12 protein-coding genes and 5 tRNA genes are annotated in these 17,540 nt (G+C 40.5%); 12 read left to right on the forward strand and 5 right to left on the reverse strand.

What is annotated here, in order from left to right:
* Nucleotides 1-131: 131 nt before the first annotated feature.
* The 4 genes from CBM24_RS04370 to CBM24_RS04385 all read right to left on the reverse strand — a co-directional run bounded on the left by CBM24_RS04370 (nt 132) and on the right by CBM24_RS04385 (nt 7,037).
* Nucleotides 132-2,537, reverse strand: a complete 2,406-nt coding sequence (locus CBM24_RS04370) for an ABC transporter permease (protein WP_088160330.1) — start codon at nt 2,535-2,537, stop codon at nt 132-134.
* Between the two features lie 44 nt (nt 2,538-2,581).
* Nucleotides 2,582-3,259 carry an ABC transporter ATP-binding protein gene (locus tag CBM24_RS04375; protein ID WP_046672289.1) on the reverse strand — a complete coding sequence of 226 codons (678 nt, stop codon included), beginning with the start codon at nt 3,257-3,259 and terminating at the stop codon, nt 2,582-2,584.
* Between the two features lie 91 nt (nt 3,260-3,350).
* Nucleotides 3,351-5,717, reverse strand: a complete 2,367-nt coding sequence (locus CBM24_RS04380) for an ABC transporter permease (protein ID WP_088160331.1) — start codon at nt 5,715-5,717, stop codon at nt 3,351-3,353.
* A gap of 66 nt (nt 5,718-5,783) precedes the next feature.
* Nucleotides 5,784-7,037, reverse strand: a complete 1,254-nt coding sequence (locus tag CBM24_RS04385; protein WP_088160332.1) for an efflux RND transporter periplasmic adaptor subunit — start codon at nt 7,035-7,037, stop codon at nt 5,784-5,786.
* A 387-nt stretch (nt 7,038-7,424) separates the two neighbouring features.
* On the opposite strand from CBM24_RS04385, the gene CBM24_RS04390 reads away from it, so the two are divergent.
* The 6 genes from CBM24_RS04390 (at nt 7,425) to CBM24_RS27675 (ending at nt 13,880) form a co-directional block, all read left to right on the forward strand.
* Nucleotides 7,425-7,802: a hypothetical protein gene (locus CBM24_RS04390; protein ID WP_075993755.1), complete on the forward strand. Its 378-nt coding sequence runs from the start codon at nt 7,425-7,427 to the stop codon at nt 7,800-7,802.
* Complete coding sequence (locus CBM24_RS04395; RefSeq protein ID WP_157698357.1) at nt 7,799-8,779, forward strand: IS3 family transposase; 981 nt, start codon at nt 7,799-7,801, stop codon at nt 8,777-8,779. Before CBM24_RS04390 ends, CBM24_RS04395 begins: the two co-directional genes overlap by 4 nt.
* Before the next feature lie 399 nt (nt 8,780-9,178).
* On the forward strand, nt 9,179-10,561 hold the full coding sequence (locus CBM24_RS04400; RefSeq protein WP_198386035.1) for a TolC family protein: 1,383 nt from the start codon (nt 9,179-9,181) through the stop codon (nt 10,559-10,561).
* Nucleotides 10,562-10,593: 32 nt separating this feature from the next.
* Nucleotides 10,594-11,955 carry a sigma-54-dependent transcriptional regulator gene (locus CBM24_RS04405; RefSeq protein ID WP_070566332.1) on the forward strand — a complete coding sequence of 454 codons (1,362 nt, stop codon included), beginning with the start codon at nt 10,594-10,596 and terminating at the stop codon, nt 11,953-11,955.
* 3 nt (nt 11,956-11,958) lie between these two features.
* A complete protein-coding gene (locus CBM24_RS04410; RefSeq protein ID WP_070566275.1) occupies nt 11,959-13,278 on the forward strand; it encodes a sensor histidine kinase in 1,320 nt (439 codons plus the stop codon).
* Between the two features lie 83 nt (nt 13,279-13,361).
* A complete protein-coding gene (locus tag CBM24_RS27675) occupies nt 13,362-13,880 on the forward strand; it encodes a hypothetical protein (protein WP_088160334.1) in 519 nt (172 codons plus the stop codon).
* A gap of 195 nt (nt 13,881-14,075) precedes the next feature.
* On the opposite strand, the gene CBM24_RS04420 is transcribed toward CBM24_RS27675, so the two are convergent.
* Nucleotides 14,076-15,239, reverse strand: a complete 1,164-nt coding sequence (locus tag CBM24_RS04420) for a BamA/TamA family outer membrane protein (protein WP_088160335.1) — start codon at nt 15,237-15,239, stop codon at nt 14,076-14,078.
* Nucleotides 15,240-15,565: 326 nt separating this feature from the next.
* On the opposite strand from CBM24_RS04420, the gene CBM24_RS04425 reads away from it, so the two are divergent.
* The 6 genes from CBM24_RS04425 (at nt 15,566) to CBM24_RS04450 (ending at nt 17,526) form a co-directional block, all read left to right on the forward strand.
* Nucleotides 15,566-15,638: transfer RNA gene (locus CBM24_RS04425), tRNA-Thr, on the forward strand.
* Between the two features lie 26 nt (nt 15,639-15,664).
* Nucleotides 15,665-15,745 (forward strand) — tRNA-Tyr (locus CBM24_RS04430).
* A gap of 50 nt (nt 15,746-15,795) precedes the next feature.
* Nucleotides 15,796-15,868: transfer RNA gene (locus CBM24_RS04435), tRNA-Gly, on the forward strand.
* A gap of 95 nt (nt 15,869-15,963) precedes the next feature.
* Nucleotides 15,964-16,035 (forward strand) — tRNA-Thr (locus tag CBM24_RS04440).
* A gap of 72 nt (nt 16,036-16,107) precedes the next feature.
* Nucleotides 16,108-17,292: an elongation factor Tu gene (gene tuf / locus CBM24_RS04445; RefSeq protein ID WP_075991174.1), complete on the forward strand. Its 1,185-nt coding sequence runs from the start codon at nt 16,108-16,110 to the stop codon at nt 17,290-17,292.
* Nucleotides 17,293-17,455: 163 nt separating this feature from the next.
* Nucleotides 17,456-17,526: transfer RNA gene (locus CBM24_RS04450), tRNA-Trp, on the forward strand.
* Nucleotides 17,527-17,540 lie beyond the last annotated feature (14 nt).

Genomic DNA, 17,540 nt, shown 5'->3' on the forward strand with positions numbered 1-17,540 from the left:
TGATAGGCTTTCTTTGATTAACTTTGTTTTTTTGTCACTCCTTGTGGCGCTTTATTCAAAACAAGGATTGTGATGGGATCATGACTGATTCCCATCATTCTCCTTGATCACTATTGAGCTTATTTACTATTTTATTCATCTCTTAAACTATTTACTGGGTTTGCACGCGCTGCTTTTATGGATTGGTAGCTCATTGTAAAAAATGCAATGAGTAGGGTTGCTACAGCTGGAATGATAAACATCCACCAGGATAGATCTATCTTATAAGCAAAATCATCCAACCATTTGTGCATCGTCCACCAAGCAATTGGGGTAGCGATCAAAATAGAAATGAGTATAAGTTTGATATAATCTTTTGATAATAATCCAATAATCCCCAGTACCGTACTTCCCAACACTTTTCGAATACCAATTTCTTTTGTACGCTGTACCGTCGTGATGGTAACCAGTCCGATCAATCCCAGGCAGCTGATGAGAATTGTCGTTGATGTAAATAGATTGATGATCTTCGAGAATTTTAGATCACTGCTATAGAGTTCTTTGATTTGCTGATCATAGAAATCATATTTGAATGGCGCTTTTGGATAATATTTTTGCCACTCTTTTTCAATCTGCTTTAATGTTTCGGGCCAGGTAGCTGAATTATTATTGAGTTTGACACTTAGTCTGTTTAATTCCCATTTTTTAACGGAACTTAGCATAACGACAGGCTGAATGGCTGCATGGAGATTTTTTGTGTGAAAATTGTCGGTTACCCCCACAATCTGGCGCTGTTTGTCGGTATACGTAACAAAGCTCCCTACAGCGTTTTCAGCAGATTTAAAACCTAATTTTTGAACGCTGGCTAAGTTTAACACGATGCCTGTGCTCGTATCGGCCAATTGCAGCGGGCGGCCAGCAAGCATTTTAAAATTATAGAGCTTAAAGTTATCTTGGTCGACAAATTTCATTTGTACATCGGCTTGTAACTGTCCCGTATCACTTTTGGCAAACAAGGCATTTCCCCAATGGTCGTTACTCATGGGCAGATGCCCCAAGGAAGCCTGCTCAACACCTGCGATGTGCTTAATCGCTTGTTTGAAAACAAAAGGATCAACATTACTGTCCTGATAGCTTTTACTCGGAAAACGTAGGGTAATGATCGCATCCTTATCAAAGCCGTAGTTATTCTGTAGTGCATGTTTCAATTGTAGACCAATGATGCAAGTTGAAATAACAAATAGCTGGGCAATCAAAAATTGAAAAACAATGAGCATTTTTCGAAAAGAAAGATTGCCAAATTTGAGCGTTTGCGCATTCGAGATTTTAATGACTTCAACAATCTTGACTTTGTTTGTCAATAAAATCGGATAACCTGAGGAAATTAAAGTAATCGTAATTGTAAGTGTTGCTAAAAATAGCGATACACCCCAGGGATCTGGATATAGCTTGAGCTGATCGGGAATATATGCGGCTAAAACTGTTTGAATGAGAATAAGTAAAGGCCAAGATAAAAGCACCGAAAAAGCCGTAATGCAAAATGTTTCTAGCAGAAAGGATTTTGTAATTCTTTTCTGGCTTTCTCCCAATGTCTTTCTGATACCAATTTCCTTGGCGCGTTGTGGGATTTGGGCTGTAGCGAGATTGATGTAATTGACACAGGCGAGTAAGAGCAAAAATATACCTATGCCGATAAGACCGTACATTATTTTCTGATCAACATTATTTTGCGCATAAGAAGTAAAATGTAAGTCTTTTAAAGGAACTGTATTTACATGCATTTTAAATCCAAACTTGTCAAATTCAGCATGTGTCATCTCATACGCCTTTTTGTCGGCTGTCTTTATGAGGTTAGGAAGGGAAGCCGATGATTTTACCTTAATAAAGAGCTGCCAATTGGAATTTGAATTGTTCCAGTTTGTGCTATTCCATTCCTGTTCTGGAATCCGGATAAATTCTTTACCCAAAAAGCTGCTTGGATGAGCTAGATCTTTTACAATACCGGCGACATTGTATAATGTACTATCATAGGATAAGGTCTGTCCTATGATTTGGTCTATTGACGTGTTTGGGAAATACAATTTAGCCCGCGATTCTGTCAGGATGACTTCATGGCTATTTTTTAGTATATTCCTTTGGTCGCCAGCTAACCAAACATAAGGTGTCATTTTGAAATAGTCTCCCGTGGTACCGATGATTTCGGGCTGATCTTCAAACTCTATTTTCTGCGCGCCGCCATTATTACTGACACGCTCGAAGTATTGTTTAAAGATGGGTACTGTCAGTTCAACATTGACAAAGTTATCCTTGATATATGCCGGTAATGGTGCGGGAACACCATCGAAATGATCTAATTTATCCTTTTCCTCATAGGAGGTATGGACCTTGTAAATCTGCTCACTTTCCGGATGATGCTGGTCAAAACTAAATTCATAATTGACGATACGGAAAATTAGCCAACAGGCACTTATTCCGATGGCAAGCCCAAATACATTTAAAAATGTGAAAAGACGGTTGCGCCATAATTGTCTGAAAATTAATTTAATCGTGCTCATCATCTATAGGTTATTAGGATTAATATCTTGGTTATATATGAGTTGTCTTATACCGAAGTTGTTTCCATAATCACTTGTCCGTCTAGCATGCGGATTACACGATCAGAGAATTTTGCATCGTGCTCACTGTGTGTTACCATGACGATGGTTGTGCCGGCCTCGTTCAATTCAGTCAGGAGTTGCATAACTTCGTTACCGTTATTGGAATCGAGGTTACCTGTAGGCTCATCGGCAAGGATCAGTTTGGGATTATTGACAACCGCACGAGCGACAGCCACACGTTGCTGTTGACCTCCGGAAAGCTGTTGTGGGAAGTGATTGCGACGGTGCATGATCTGCACTTTTTCCAAAACTTCTTCTACACGTTTTTTGCGTTCTGCTGCTGGAACATTGGTATAAACCAGTGGAAGTTCCACGTTTTCAAATACGGTCAGCTCATCGATCAAATTGAAGCTCTGGAACACAAAACCAATGTTATGTTTGCGAAGATCTGAGCGACCGCGTTCTTTGAATTTGGCAACTTCAATCTCGTTGAATAGATAGCTTCCTTCATCCAAATCATCCAATAGACCAATGATATTGAGTAAAGTCGATTTCCCACAGCCCGAAGGCCCCATTACAGCAACAAACTCTCCCTCTTTGACATGGATATTGAGGTTGTTTAATGCGACGGTTTCAACTTCTTCTGTGCGGTAATACTTTTGAAGATTTGTGATTTTGATCATATTTTTTGTGCTCATGGTTTTTATGTTTTGTATCCTTGGCGAAATTGCTTTGGACAGTTACTATTTCTGTTATTAAATTCTTTTTTAGTGTTTATTGATCTCTTAAAGTCTTTGTCGGATTGGCTATCGCTGCTTTAAATGCCTGTGAACTGATGGTCAATAGGGCAATGATAATAGCTGTCAGACCACTGATGATAAAAATGGTCCAGGAAATATCGATATGATGTGCATAATTAGTTAGCCATTTGCTCATGATCATCCATGCAATAGGAAAGGCAATGATACATGATATTGCTACAAGAATGACAAATTCACGGTTGAGCATTTGGATAAGTCCCGAAACAGAGGCGCCCAAGACTTTACGAATGCTGATCTCTTTTGCGCGTTGCTCTGTTGCAAAGGCGGCTAAACCAAATAGACCTAAGCAGGATATAATGATAGACATCAGTGCAAATACACTGGATAGTTGCTGTACAAAAAGCTCCGCTTTAAACTTATTATTGAAACTATCATCTAAAAATTTATAGTCAAAAGGGAAGCCTGGGTTATTTTTGACGATGACCTTCTCGATTTGTTGAATGGCATCTGGTAAATCTACTCCAGCCTTTGTCTTAATGGTCATGATCCCATTATCTCTATTCATTGGTAGAAACAGCATCGGCTCAGGATCGGCATACACATTGTTATAAACGAAGTTCTTGACGACACCGGCGATAGTAAACTTTTCCTCACCGTAGCTGATGATGTTACCGGCCACAAGGCCATCTTTTTTGATCAGTTTTGCAAATGCTTCGTTGATGACAACCGATGTGCTGTCGCCTACAAAATTTTGATGAAAGTTTCTACCGTCAAAAAGCTTTAAGTCTAAAGCTGGAATAAGGCCCTCATCAGAACGTAACATACCAATCAAAATACTGGCATTTGGATCTTTTCCCTCCCAGCTAAAACCGGACGTATTGGAGTTGATATTGAGGATACTCATGTCACTGACACCGACTTCTTGCACAACTCCTGTTGCTAATAATTGATTTTTAATGAGCGGCAGATGTTTGCCCATATCGCCTTGTAGCGCTGTAGTCAACACCTGACTCTTATCAAAACCGAGATCTCTGTTCTTGTTGTGCTGAATCTGTTGGTAGATGATAATGGTACAGATAATTAACACAACTGAGGCTGTATATTGCAGGATGACCAACCCTTTACGGACGAGACTTCCACTACCGGCCTTCTGTTTCGTTCCTTTGATCGTTGAAAGCGGCTTGAATGCCGAAAGGAAAAACGCGGGATAGCTACCTGCAAATAATCCACATGCTAATGTTATTGTCGTTAAAAATAGCAGGTGTGAGGGGGCTAAAAGATTAACCTGAAGATTCTGGCCTATCATGGTGTTGAACGGCCTGATGAAGATATAGATTAGCAATATAGCAACAAGAGAGGAAATAATTGCCAAAACAAGGGATTCTCCCAAGAATTGCATAATGAGCGATTTGCGACTTGCACCAACCACTTTGCGCATTCCAACTTCTTTTGCTCTTTTTTCAGATCTTGCAGTTGCAAGATTCATGAAATTGATACAGGCGATCAGTAAGACAACCCAAGCGATAAAGGTAAATAGACGAATATTTTTAATGCCACCTTCTTTTTCAATACCACTGTTATCAAACTGATTGTAGGTAATCCAACGTTCCATTGGATAGAGGAAATTCTGTGAAAAAGTGACTTCACCATTGGTCTTGTGTTTGACGAAATCCATCATCTGCTTGTTAATCTGATCGACGTTGGCATTATCTTCGACCTGAACTAGGGTTTGAACACTATTGTTCCCCCAATTTTTTAGAAAATCCTGACCTGCTTCAAATTTTTTGAAAGGGATGAGCCATTGAAAATCATAGCTGCTATTTTTGGGGAGGTCCTTGATTACCCCCGCAATAATAAATGGCTCACTATTGTTTGTTTTGACGGTTTTTCCCAAGGCAGGACGGTTGCCAAATAATTTCTTCGCTGCAGTTTCTGATAATACAATGTTATTGACCTGATCAAAGGCAGTCTTTCGATCCCCTTCAAGAAATGCAAGGGATAGCACATCAGCGATGCTTCCATCGGCATATACACCATTTTGAAATATATTATTGTCTCCGACGGAAAACAGCATTGGCGAATTCCAGCTTATGCGTACTGCATGCTTGATGCCTGGGATTTCTTTCGCTATGCTTTGGGCAAAGGGTCCTGGGGTAGATTCAAATACATAGGTGGCTCCATCGTATGTCTGTTTTGATTTGACAATGTAGATATCCTTTTTGTTGGCGAAATTATCGTTGAAGCTCAACTGATTTTCAACCCATAAAAAAATCAACGATGCCGCAGCAATCCCGACCGCCAGTCCAAAAATATTTAGAAAGCTGTAACCTTTGGTTTTCCAAAGGTTACGAAGTGCGGTTTTAATAAAGTTTTTAATCATAATTATGGTCGTATGATAAAAGCGGTTATCGACAGACCTGATGTTATCGATAACCGCTGTATGATGTTACTTTTTAATATTCAGCTCCTGTACCTTGTCATACGTCTCGTAGCTCGATACAATAACTTTATCTCCCGGTTGTAGACCTTTGATGACCTCATAATATTCCGGATTCTGTCTTCCTAGTTGGATATCCACACGATACGCTGTGCTTCCATTTTTATCCAATTTGAAAATCCAGTTACCACCGGTCTGTTGATAGAATCCTCCTTTTGCCAGTAATAATGCTTTTGTCTCGTCACTTAACGCTAAACGTATCTGCAAAGTTTGTCCACGACGGATCCCTTTTGGAACATCATTGATAAATTCCATGTCAACCTGGAATCGACCATTGGTGACTTGTGTATAGACTTTCTTGATACGGAGTTTGTAGGTTTTTTCACCGATAGAAAATTCACCTTGTAGATCTGGGAAAATACGGTTGATATAATGTTCGTCAATATCAGCACGCACTTTGAATCCTGTCAAAACGTCGATTTGTCCCAACCGTTCCCCGGCATTTTTGTTTTGTCCGATTTCTGCATCGAAAGCTGTCAATTGTCCGTCAACAGGCGCTCTAACGATCAGATCATCAATTTTTCTTTTCATCAGTTCCAATGCACTCTGTGTACGTTGATAAGTTTGCTTATCCTGATTAGTTTTTTGCGCATTGGAGATTTCGTCCTGTTTTAGGATCTGTTTGGTCAAGTTGACCCGCTCTTTTTGATAGTTGTATTCGTTCTTTGATTTTTCGAACTCTTGTGTACCAATGGCTTTTTCAGCGAGTAATTTTCTATTTAAGGTATAGATTCGTTCAGCTTCACGATAAGCTTGTTCTACATCAGCCATTTGGTTGCGGTTGTTAATCGATGCTTGTTGTGCATTGGTCTGCGCTATTTGGGACTGTGTCAATAGATTCAGCACTTGTGTTTCTTGTTGTACCAAGGTAAGCTCCTGATCGGTATTGGAAAGACGCATGATTGCATCCCCTTTTTTTAAGATAGCGCCATCTTCTACAAACTTTTCTTCTACGCGTCCACCAACAGAAGCATCGAGGTATATGCTGCTAATAGGAAGTACAGTACCATTTATAGGGATAAATTCCTGAAAGTTTCCATTTTTTATTTCGACAATAGAGATGCGGTCAGCTTCAACATTCAGTTTGCTTTTGCCGGAGGTAAAATAGAAACTGGCGCTGATCAATCCAACTAAGCCAGCAACCCCCACAATAGTCATGATACGTTTGCTATTCCACTTCTTCTTTTCTAAAGGTCTGTCCATAATTTAATATCAATTTTGTATATAACTATGAAAGCTGTGCCAAGAATGTAAATTATTGATTGATAGGTTCTTGTTTTGTTTAGTTTTAAGCTTGGTGTTCGATAGCGGACACTTCTTGTACGAAGGCGTACAACTGGAAGTTTTTTGCTGTTTAGAGCGTCAACTGAAGCGCTTTTGGCAGATATAATCTGGCTGCGGTGATGCACATTAATTCCGATGGAGCAGGGGTTACTCTGTTGGTGTAAATTAGGGAAGGGGGTAGGTAGCTATATTGGTCGATCGGTTATAACGGTTGGTAAAAGTGGTCTGTTAAAATTAAGGATTTAACTTGTCCATTCCTGAAAAAGGTTTACAAAAACCGAATATTAAAATCTTAAATTTAATATTATGAAAAAGCGTATGACAAAACGTAAATCAGGGGGACAGCAAGTTTACAGTGATAGCTTCAAGATCCTCGTTTCCAGAGAATACCTTGCCGGCAAGCTGAGTTATTCGCAACTTGCCCAGAAGTACAATCTTCCGGGGGAAGCCACTCCGCGGTATTTTATGAAATGGTACCAGCAGTGGGAAAACAATCTGGAGCTGGAAGTTTCCCAGACTGTTGAGCCAGAAGACACTGGGGTGAAAAATGAGCAGGATCTCAGGGATGAACTCTTCCAGGCGAACCTCAAAATTACTGCCCTGGAGATGTTGATCAAAAAAGCGGAGGAGCTCCATGGGGCTGATTTTGTAAAAAAGTCTGGGGCCAAATCGTCCAAGAAATGAAGTCGTGTTACCAGAATGTTTCGGTCTCCAGACTTTGTGGACTATTTGGCAGAACAAGGCAATCCTACTATAAATATATGGGCAGAGAACAGGAATACTCCGTTCGCAGCGGGCTTGTGCTGGCGCGGGTACGTGAAATTCGGAAGGACTCCCATCGCATGGGTACCCTTAAACTCCGCAGCATATTGGTCAAAGAAATGGGTAGTGCGATGGTTGGACTGGGAAGGGACGCTTTCTTCAGACTGTTGCGCGAAAATGACCTTTTGGTCAAATGCAAACGCAGGTATGCCATCACCACCCAGTCCGACCACCGTTTCAAAAAGTGGCCCGACCTTGTGCAGCGCAGGCAGGCCCTGCGTCCCGAGCAGATATGGGTAAGTGACATCACCTACATCCGCATCCGGGACAAATGGATCTACCTGTGCCTGGTCACAGATGCCTATTCCCGAAAGATCGTGGGCTACAAACTTACGCACAGGCCAACAGCACAGGCCTGTATATCAGCGCTCAGGATGGCAATATCACATAGAATGTATCCACAGAGCGATCTGACCCACCACTCCGATCGCGGCATCCAGTATTGCAGTACAAATTATGTCACTATATTGCAGGAAAATAGGATTACAATAAGCATGACACAATCCGGAAGCCCGTACGACAATGCCGTGGCAGAAAGGCTAAATGGCATCCTAAAAAGCGAATATCGCATGGCTGAGACCTTTCCAGACTACAAAACGGCACTTGCACAGCTGGTCAAGGCAGTCAATATATACAATCATTTTAGGCCACATATGTCCTGCAATATGATGTCTCCCCAGCAGGCACATCAGCAATTGCAGAACCAAAAAGTTCCCAAAATGTTTCAAAGACGTAACGCTGAGTCAAAAAAGTTCCGCAGCAAAACTAGGGAAACTGTGGTTAGGGAAAGGACAACCGATAACAGTCAGAAAACGGACAATGACAACCAAATCCAGTAGAAAAAATAGGATGTAAAATCTATATAGTAATCTGTTCGGTAAATGTAAACCTATTTCAGTATAAGACAACTATATTACTTTCGTTATTTACTCGACCCTTGTTCGGTGCTTAGTCGGTGCTTAGTCGGTGCTTGTTCGGTACTTCTTCGGTGCTTCTTCGGTTGTGACCGAAAAAAGTCCGAACAAGCTCCGACTGATATCCATTGAATGGAAGAATAAATATCGAACTTGATTTGAATTATTCTGCTATTTATACAGTTTGTCTTTGCTATTGTCCAACTACGCACACCGACTGTTCATTAATGAACATTTTTGAAAATATTTTTTTTGTATCTATTTGATAGTTAGTGTTTTTGTTGTTTGGCATGGCGATGGTCAGCAAGAAAATAAAAAATGGATATGAAGAGAGTCTATATATATAGTACATTATGCTTTTTATTGAGTTATGCCAAGGCAGGGGCGCAACAGACGGAGCAGCGACTAACGGAAAGAGTGGCTGGGACAGCAACAATTGCAGCGGTCGACGATAAACAAATTACCAAGCGGAGCTTAGCTGAGTGTATTCAGTTGGCAATAAAGGTCAATCCAACCTTATTGCAGAATGAACTCGATGTGAGGCGTGCGGAGGTGAATTTAGCACAGGCTAAAGCGAATAGACTTCCCGATGTTGATGCAAGCCTACAACATAGCCTAACATCAGGAAGATCTCAGGATAATTCGACCCTTCAATATATTTCATCCAACAACTCAACAGGAAATTTTTCTTTGGGCGCAAGCCTTCCAATATTTAGAGGGTTCCGTTTATTTCACGATATCCGGATGCGTGCTGATGCAAAGACTGCCGGTAAATTGACTTTTGATACGCAGATTAATGCGTTAAAACTGGACGTTATTACCGCTTATATCCAAAGCTTAACTGCTCAGGATATATTGCGGCAATCAGAAATGCAGACTGAAGTAACCCGAGAACAGGTCAGACGTGCGGAGAGTATGCATAAGGAAGGTGCAATTAATCCTGGGGATTACTTTGATCTGAAAGGACAACTGGCAAATGATGTCAACACGATTGAAAATAATCGTCAGTTACTATACAGTAGCCGCGTGAAGCTTGCTGCCTTACTAAATATGGATGAAAATCAATTGGGCGAATTGGATAACCTCGGAATAAAAGAAAGCGGGCAACGACTGGATGCGAAACAGCTCTATGAAATGGCCGTTGATCAATTGCCCGATATACAGGCGCTGGATTATCGGATCAAAGTGGCGGAGCGGGATATTAAGATTGCAAAATCATACTATTATCCGTCATTGAGTCTGAGCGCTGGTTTAGGGTCAAATTATTCTAAATTGGGGATTCAGGGAACGTATTGGTCACAAATGCGTAATAACGTAGGAAAGTATATTTCTCTCAATCTTTCTGTTCCGATTTTTAATCATTTGCAAGTTTATAACAACGTCCGCTTGGCAAAATTAGATCTGCAGACGGCTAGATTTCAAAAAGAGATCCAACAAAATGTTTTGCGGTCGGCGACGTCCAATGCGGTTTTTAACTTGCAGAATGCAAGTAACATGATTACACAATTACGTAGTCAAAATGAAAACTACGCGGAATCTTTTCGTATTGCCAAGGTAGTTTTCGAATTGGGAAACAGTAATTCAGTGATTTTTTTGACCGCAAAAAATAAATTCGATAACAGCCAGATTCAATTGGTCGTCAAACAGTATGAATGGCTGCTGCAAAAATATATCAATGATTATTACGCAGGCTCGTTGAATTTATAGTTATCTTAGTATCTTCAATGAAGTCAGGAAGTATGAAAAAAGCATCTATTTTAGTCGTTGATGATGACCAGGACTTATTAACTGCGGCAAGAATCTTGCTTAAACCTAAAGTTAGTCATATTCAAGTTGAACCCAATCCGGAGAATCTAATAGCACATCTGGAGAAGACACCTTATGATCTGGTGCTTTTAGATATGAATTTTAAAAGTACGATTAATACCGGTAATGAGGGATTATATTGGTTGTCCCGGATCAAAGAAAAGTTTCCACAGGTACATGTCATTATGATTACCGCTTATGGAGCTGTTGATCTCGCTGTAAAATCGCTGAAACAGGGAGCATCGGATTTTGTCGTGAAACCTTGGGAAAATGAGCAATTATTGGCAACGATAGAAAGCGCTCTTGCCGAATCAAAAAATAAAGAAAAGAAAAGTAAAAGTTCCTTGCTCAGTAGTGGGAGCAGTCCTGATTTGATTGGTAATTCCATTGTTATGGACGAATTGCAATATAAATTGGAGAAAATTGCCCCCACAGATGCGAATATATTAATATTAGGTGAAAATGGGACCGGGAAAGACCTGATTGCTCAAGCCATTCAGCGAAGATCCTTACGTTCAGATCGGACTTATGTAAAGGTTGATGTCGGGGCGCTGACAGAAACGTTATTTGAAAGTGAGCTTTTCGGTTATAAGAAGGGCGCATTTACAGATGCACGTGAAGACCGCCAAGGTAGATTCGAAGCTGCAAATGGGGGAACATTGTTCCTCGATGAAATTGGCAATATCTCTTTGCAGCAACAAGCCAAACTGTTAACCGTACTGCAGAATAGACAGGTTACACCGTTGGGTTCCTATCAACCAATATCGGTGGATATACGCTTGATTTCAGCAACCAATGTTCCGTTGAAACAGCTCGCAGATGAAAGCCGTTTTCGAAAAGACTTAATTTATCGGATCAATACCGTTGAAATTCAGGTACCGCCATTGCGTGAACGAGGAGAGGATATCAAGCTATTGGCTAATCATTTTCTCGATATCTATTCGAAGAAATACAATAAGCGGATTGAAGGCTTTGAACCGGATGCGGTTAAAAAAATGTGTGCGTATCATTTTCCCGGCAACGTCCGAGAACTCCAATACAGCATCGAGCGTGCTGTTATTATGGCTGATCAGCTCAGTATAGCTGGAAATGACCTCTTTTTCTCGCCAATAGAACAACAAATAGATAACCGCGTTGTCGAATCCAGTCCCAGCAGTCAAAATCTGGAAGAATTGGAACGTAAAGCAATCAAATCGGCGATTGAACGTTATAACGGAAATATCAGTAAAGCCGCAAAAGAATTAGGGCTTACCAGGGCGGCACTTTATAGACGTTTGGAGAAATATGATATTTAGTCGATGAGGCACGGAAAAATCTTAAATGCAATCAAGGTTATCTTACTGCTGGTAGCAGCACTTGTGAGCGCTTATTTGCTACTTAAAAGAGAATATGTACAGGCGGCTTTGATCTTTTGTATGATGCTATACCTGGGTTTTAACCTATATGCACAGTATAATTTTTTGGCCAGGCAGCTGATTGAATTTTCCGAAGCGGTCAAATACCGCGACTTTACCAGACGCTTCTTGGTGAAAAATACAAAGTCAGTGGAAGGGCAGCTTTTTATGGCCTTTAATCAGATCAACGAGACTTATAAGGAGATCAGCATTAAGCAGGAGATTCAGCACCAATACCTGGATCGTGTGATCAATATGCTGAATTCGGCGATTATCTTTTATGAGATGGATAGTGGTAAGGTCATGTGGGTAAATGAAGCTTTCAAACAGCTATTTCATTTGCCACACCTTGGAAATATCACTGGATTGAAGAAAAAAAACAATGATCTTTATGAAAAAACCATGTTGCTTGAAAATGGACAGCAGCAAATGGAGTCCGTTCAGTCAAGTAAAGGAAAAATAAAATTATTGATTCAGAGCTCAAGCTTTGAGACACAGGAAGCTTTGTTTCGCATTGTGGTGTACCAAAATATCAACGAAGCAATTGATGAGACTGAGACAAAGGCATGGCATAAATTATTACGTGTACTGACACATGAAATCATGAATTCCATCGCTCCGATCAGCTCACTTGCTGAAACCTTAAACGGTCGTTTGGACCATTTTAAAGGAGCTGAAGATATTGATGATCTAAAAACAGGTATTTCCACCATCAAACGTCGTAGCGAAGGACTTTTACATTTTGCGAAGAGTTATCGTATGATCAATAAAGTCGATCAGCCTCAGCTAGCGCCGATCCAGATTTCGCAGTTATTTGAGCATATCTATCAGCTGCTTGAACCAACCTTGATCCAGAAAAATATTGATGTCGATATTATTCTGAAAAATACACGGCTAATCTTATCTGCAGATGTTAATTTGATCGAGCAGGTTATTATCAACTTAATGTTGAATGCAATAGATGCGGTTAAAAATAGGGAAGAAGCCTATATTAGTTTATCTGCTCTTGAAGTAGACGGAAAGGTGCAGATTCGGATTGAAGATAACGGGGCAGGAATTCCTGCTGATCTTCAGGAGCAGATCTTTACACCATTTTTTACAACGAAGAAGACGGGTACAGGGGTCGGCCTTACCCTGAGCAAACAGATTATGCTTTTGCACAAGGGAACTATTTTCCTCAATAGTACGGAAGGAGAAGGAAGTGTTTTTATTCTCCAGTTTTAGGGGGATCATTCCCGCAAACTAAAACCTAATGTTCCATGTGAAAAATCATAAAAATTAGCGATGTTTGCAGCGAAATGAACTACATGCTTAAGTATTGGCGACATTATTTTGTATCCCATAGTCGCCATGGGACCCATTCTCCTTTTGTTTATAAATTGGTAGACGAAGTAATTTATCAAAAGACATCCAAAGGGAGCGTTTCAGAATTACCACAAACTATTCAAAACGAGAGCAAGGTAGAACAGAAAAAGTATGCATTAATCGATCGATTATTAAGGACATTTGCTTACGACAATTTTAGCTATTGGGCCGATCAGCCGCGCGAAAGTTATAGGAGTCTTTTGCACGACCAATGTGGACGTTATGCGTACCGACATATTTATTATATTGACCAGGACGATCTTGACCTGAATTTTTTGGGAAATGTTGGGGATCGAGATCTATTAATTATAAACGAGCCCCATTTATCAGTGAAAAGGGAAGCCTATTGGAATAGGCTGAAGGAGGATGATCATAGTGTAGTTACGATAGATCTATACCGAATTGGGTTGGTTTACTTTAGAAAAGGACAGCGAAAAGAGAATTTTCTGATTCGATTTTAGCCTTCTGTTCCGATCTAGCCTTCTGTTCCGACCTCTTTTTGAATGTCGATGGTCAGTCATCTACCGCGTTCCGTTGGGCATCAACTATTTTAGCTGAAGTTGAGGGAATTGGAGAGGAGGGGAAAAAGGAAAAGGTGGATGTCATTAGGCAAGAATAAACAAGAGCATCCATGCCTATATGGATGCTCTTGTTTATTAAAAAGCTTCACTTAGGGACAGATAGAAACCCGACTGTCGTTTTTCACCGGGTCTTTGTTCGCCAAAGGAATAATCAAAGCGTATGCTGCTATTGTGTTCGAGACTAAAGAAGTAGCGTAAACCACCACCATAACTTGCGACATATCGGCTGCTATTTTCCTTGGAAAAGGTCGATCCGAGTCCTGAAAATCCAACGATGCCAAAGCGTGGATGAAAGCGATAACGCAGTTCAGCCTGTGAGGCAAGATAATTCTTGTCCCGATAACGTCCGAGGTAATAACCGCGCATCATCATGTCTCCACCGAGCTCACGGTAGTTGTAAAATGGGACGGTTTTTCCAAATGTGGAACGAAAGATTCCTTGCAGAGCCAGCGTGACTTGGTTGTGCAGTGGAATAAAGCCACGGAGATCTACATCGAGGTTTGCCCCCGTAAAATCAGTACTTGTCCATAACTTTGGAGCATAGGCCAGCCGCAATTTAGCATAATACCCCTTTGTTGTATAAGAAACGTTGTCCCTATTGTCAAACAATTGCGAAAGACCTATGAGTAGCTGTTGTCCGCCATGCTTTCCAATAAGATCGGAATGATTGAAAATGCGATCGGCACTGTCGCTACGAATGGTGAAGTTATCGTATTGAATGTTGATACCCGAATACAGGTTGTTGCTGATTTTTTTCTCAGCTTCGAGTTTGACGCGAAATAATTTTTGATCAATGCGTTCTTCATCGGCTTTCCAAGTGTCCATACCGACGCCATAATAGTTAAAGGGCCAATTACGGTAGCGTATTTCACTAATCAGATGGTAGTCGTTGTTTCTAGTCCAAAGATCGGTCTGCAGTTTGAAGTTGGACTGACTATTGGATGTAAAGGTTCCCATGACCGTGACGGTGGAGGTGCGGATTTTGGGATCAGATTTGTCCAGATAAAAATTATACGCGCTCGCCAGGCCGTATTCAACTCCCGTTTCCTGCGCATAACCAACGGCCGGTAAAACCATAAAACTACCGGAACGTGTCGAATCTCTTTCAGCGGAAAGAAATTTTTTACTCAATTTTTGAATAATATTTTGAGCTTTCAATTCGGCCGATCCCATTAAAAGTACCGTAAATAGTACGGAGTATCGGGTAAGTTTTGAAAGTGATTGCGGTAAAATTTGCATGCCCAAAGATAGTATATTAGCCAAATAACCAAAACAGGTAAATATGCAACCAAAAATTATTGTGCTGCATATCAGTATAATTGCCAAAAACTGTCTTTTTTTTTTGACAAATATTTTTGTAAAGTGAGTTTTGTGTCTATCTTTGCATCAGCAAACAAGGGAACAACGGTTCAAAACAACGAAAGTTTGCTTAGTTCTTTAAATGAAAAAAAATAAAAAATAAACTTGCAGAAATCAAAAGTAAATTCGATATTTGCACTCGCTGAAAAGGTGGAAATACTTGGTCAGACGTTGATAGAATGTAAGTTTAAATAAAGATATTAGAAGCCTCTTTAGCTCAGCTGGTAGAGCAACTGACTTGTAATCAGTAGGTCATTGGTTCGATTCCGATAAGAGGCTCTAAATGTAACGAAAGTTACAGGTCTGGAGGGGTTCCAGAGCGGTCAAATGGGACGGACTGTAAATCCGTTGCTTCGGCTTCGAAGGTTCGAATCCTTCTCCCTCCACACTTTATTTTAATTAGGGTGTTAGATTTACTCTAGTTTCTAATTATTAAGCGGAAGTAGCTCAGTTGGTAGAGCGATAGCCTTCCAAGCTATAGGTCGCGAGTTCGAACCTCGTCTTCCGCTCAAATTTTTCAAGTATTAAATTTAGTCTCTATCTTCTTTGATAATAATGTATCTAAAGGTGGGGGCATTAATACGTAAATAAGGTTTTTTAGTAAGCCGAAGTAGCTCAGGGGTAGAGCACTTCCTTGGTAAGGAAGAGGTCGTGGGTTCAAATCCCATCTTTGGCTCGTACTTGTGTAAAAGTTAAGCAAGAGTATATAACAAATAGAAATAATTTATAATTACTAATTCGCATAAACATGGCAAAAGAGAAATTTGACCGTAGTAAACCACACTTAAACATTGGTACTATCGGTCACGTTGACCACGGTAAAACTACAACTACAGCTGCTATCACTAAAGTATTGGCTGATAAAGGTTTGTCAGAAGCTCGTTCATTTGATTCAATTGACTCTGCTCCTGAAGAAAAAGAGCGTGGTATCACAATCAATACTGCACACGTAGAATATTCTACAGCTAACCGTCACTATGCACACGTTGACTGTCCAGGTCACGCTGACTACGTTAAGAACATGGTAACTGGTGCTGCTCAAATGGACGGTGCTATCATCGTAGTTGCTGCGACTGATGGTCCTATGCCTCAAACTCGTGAGCACATCTTGTTGGCTCGCCAAGTAGGTGTTCCTGCGTTAGTAGTATTCATGAACAAAACTGACTTAGTTGATGACCCTGAGTTGTTAGACTTAGTTGAAATGGAAGTTCGTGAGTTATTATCATTCTACGAATTCCCTGGTGATGATATCCCTGTAATCAAAGGTTCTGCTTTAGGTGCATTGAACGGTGAGCCTGAGTGGGTTGAGAAAATCATGGAATTAATGGATGCTGTAGATAACTACATTCCAATTCCTCCACGTTTGACTGACTTACCTTTCTTGATGCCAGTTGAAGACGTATTCTCGATCACAGGTCGTGGTACAGTTGCTACAGGTCGTATCGAAAGAGGTGTAATCAACTCTGGTGATCCAGTTGAGATCTTAGGTATGGGTGCTGAGAACTTGAAATCTACAGTAACAGGTGTTGAGATGTTCCGTAAAATCTTAGATTACGGTGAGGCTGGTGATAACGTAGGTTTATTGTTACGTGGTATTGAGAAAACTGATATCAAACGTGGTATGGTTATCTGTAAACCAGGTTCAGTAACTCCTCACGATCATTTCAAAGCTGAGGTTTACGTATTGTCAAAAGCTGAAGGTGGTCGTCACACTCCATTCTTCAACAAATACCGTCCTCAATTCTATTTCCGTACAACTGACGTAACTGGAGAGATCTCTTTACCAGAAGGTACTGAAATGGTTATGCCAGGTGATAACGTTACAATCAGCGTGAAATTAATTTCTGCTATTGCAATGGAAAAAGGTCTACGTTTCGCTATCCGTGAGGGTGGTCGTACAGTAGGTGCTGGTCAGGTAACTGAAATTATCTAGTCTTTAATAAAGATTTAGAATCACATAGAATAAGCTAATCGACTGAGGTTGATTAGCTTATTTTTTCGATAAGCGATTTATCGGATTAGAATAAAAAAAAGTGAAAAAAGATTTGCAGAAAGTGGTTTAAAACACTATATTTGCATCACAAAATAAGAAATACACGGGCATAGTTTAAAGGTAGAACGAAGGTCTCCAAAACCTTTGGTCTGGGTTCGAGTCCTGGTGCCCGTGCTTATAAAAACAGA

Source organism: Sphingobacterium sp. G1-14 (genome assembly GCF_002196555.1).
Lineage (GTDB): Bacteria > Bacteroidota > Bacteroidia > Sphingobacteriales > Sphingobacteriaceae > Sphingobacterium > Sphingobacterium siyangense.

Bases quoted from the DNA above. Each gene is read 5' to 3' on its own strand.
- CBM24_RS04370 (WP_088160330.1), bottom strand. From the start codon at position 2,537: ATGATGAGCACGATTAAATTAATTTTCAGACAATTATGGCGCAACCGT.
- CBM24_RS04375 (WP_046672289.1), bottom strand. From the start codon at position 3,259: ATGATCAAAATCACAAATCTTCAAAAGTATTACCGCACAGAAGAAGTT.
- CBM24_RS04380 (WP_088160331.1), bottom strand. From the start codon at position 5,717: ATGATTAAAAACTTTATTAAAACCGCACTTCGTAACCTTTGGAAAACC.
- CBM24_RS04385 (WP_088160332.1), bottom strand. From the start codon at position 7,037: ATGGACAGACCTTTAGAAAAGAAGAAGTGGAATAGCAAACGTATCATG.
- CBM24_RS04390 (WP_075993755.1), top strand. From the start codon at position 7,425: ATGAAAAAGCGTATGACAAAACGTAAATCAGGGGGACAGCAAGTTTAC.
- CBM24_RS04395 (WP_157698357.1), top strand. From the start codon at position 7,799: ATGAAGTCGTGTTACCAGAATGTTTCGGTCTCCAGACTTTGTGGACTA.
- CBM24_RS04400 (WP_198386035.1), top strand. From the start codon at position 9,179: ATGAAGAGAGTCTATATATATAGTACATTATGCTTTTTATTGAGTTAT.
- CBM24_RS04405 (WP_070566332.1), top strand. From the start codon at position 10,594: ATGAAAAAAGCATCTATTTTAGTCGTTGATGATGACCAGGACTTATTA.
- CBM24_RS04410 (WP_070566275.1), top strand. From the start codon at position 11,959: ATGAGGCACGGAAAAATCTTAAATGCAATCAAGGTTATCTTACTGCTG.
- CBM24_RS27675 (WP_088160334.1), top strand. From the start codon at position 13,362: ATGCTTAAGTATTGGCGACATTATTTTGTATCCCATAGTCGCCATGGG.
- CBM24_RS04420 (WP_088160335.1), bottom strand. From the start codon at position 15,239: ATGCAAATTTTACCGCAATCACTTTCAAAACTTACCCGATACTCCGTA.
- tuf (WP_075991174.1), top strand. From the start codon at position 16,108: ATGGCAAAAGAGAAATTTGACCGTAGTAAACCACACTTAAACATTGGT.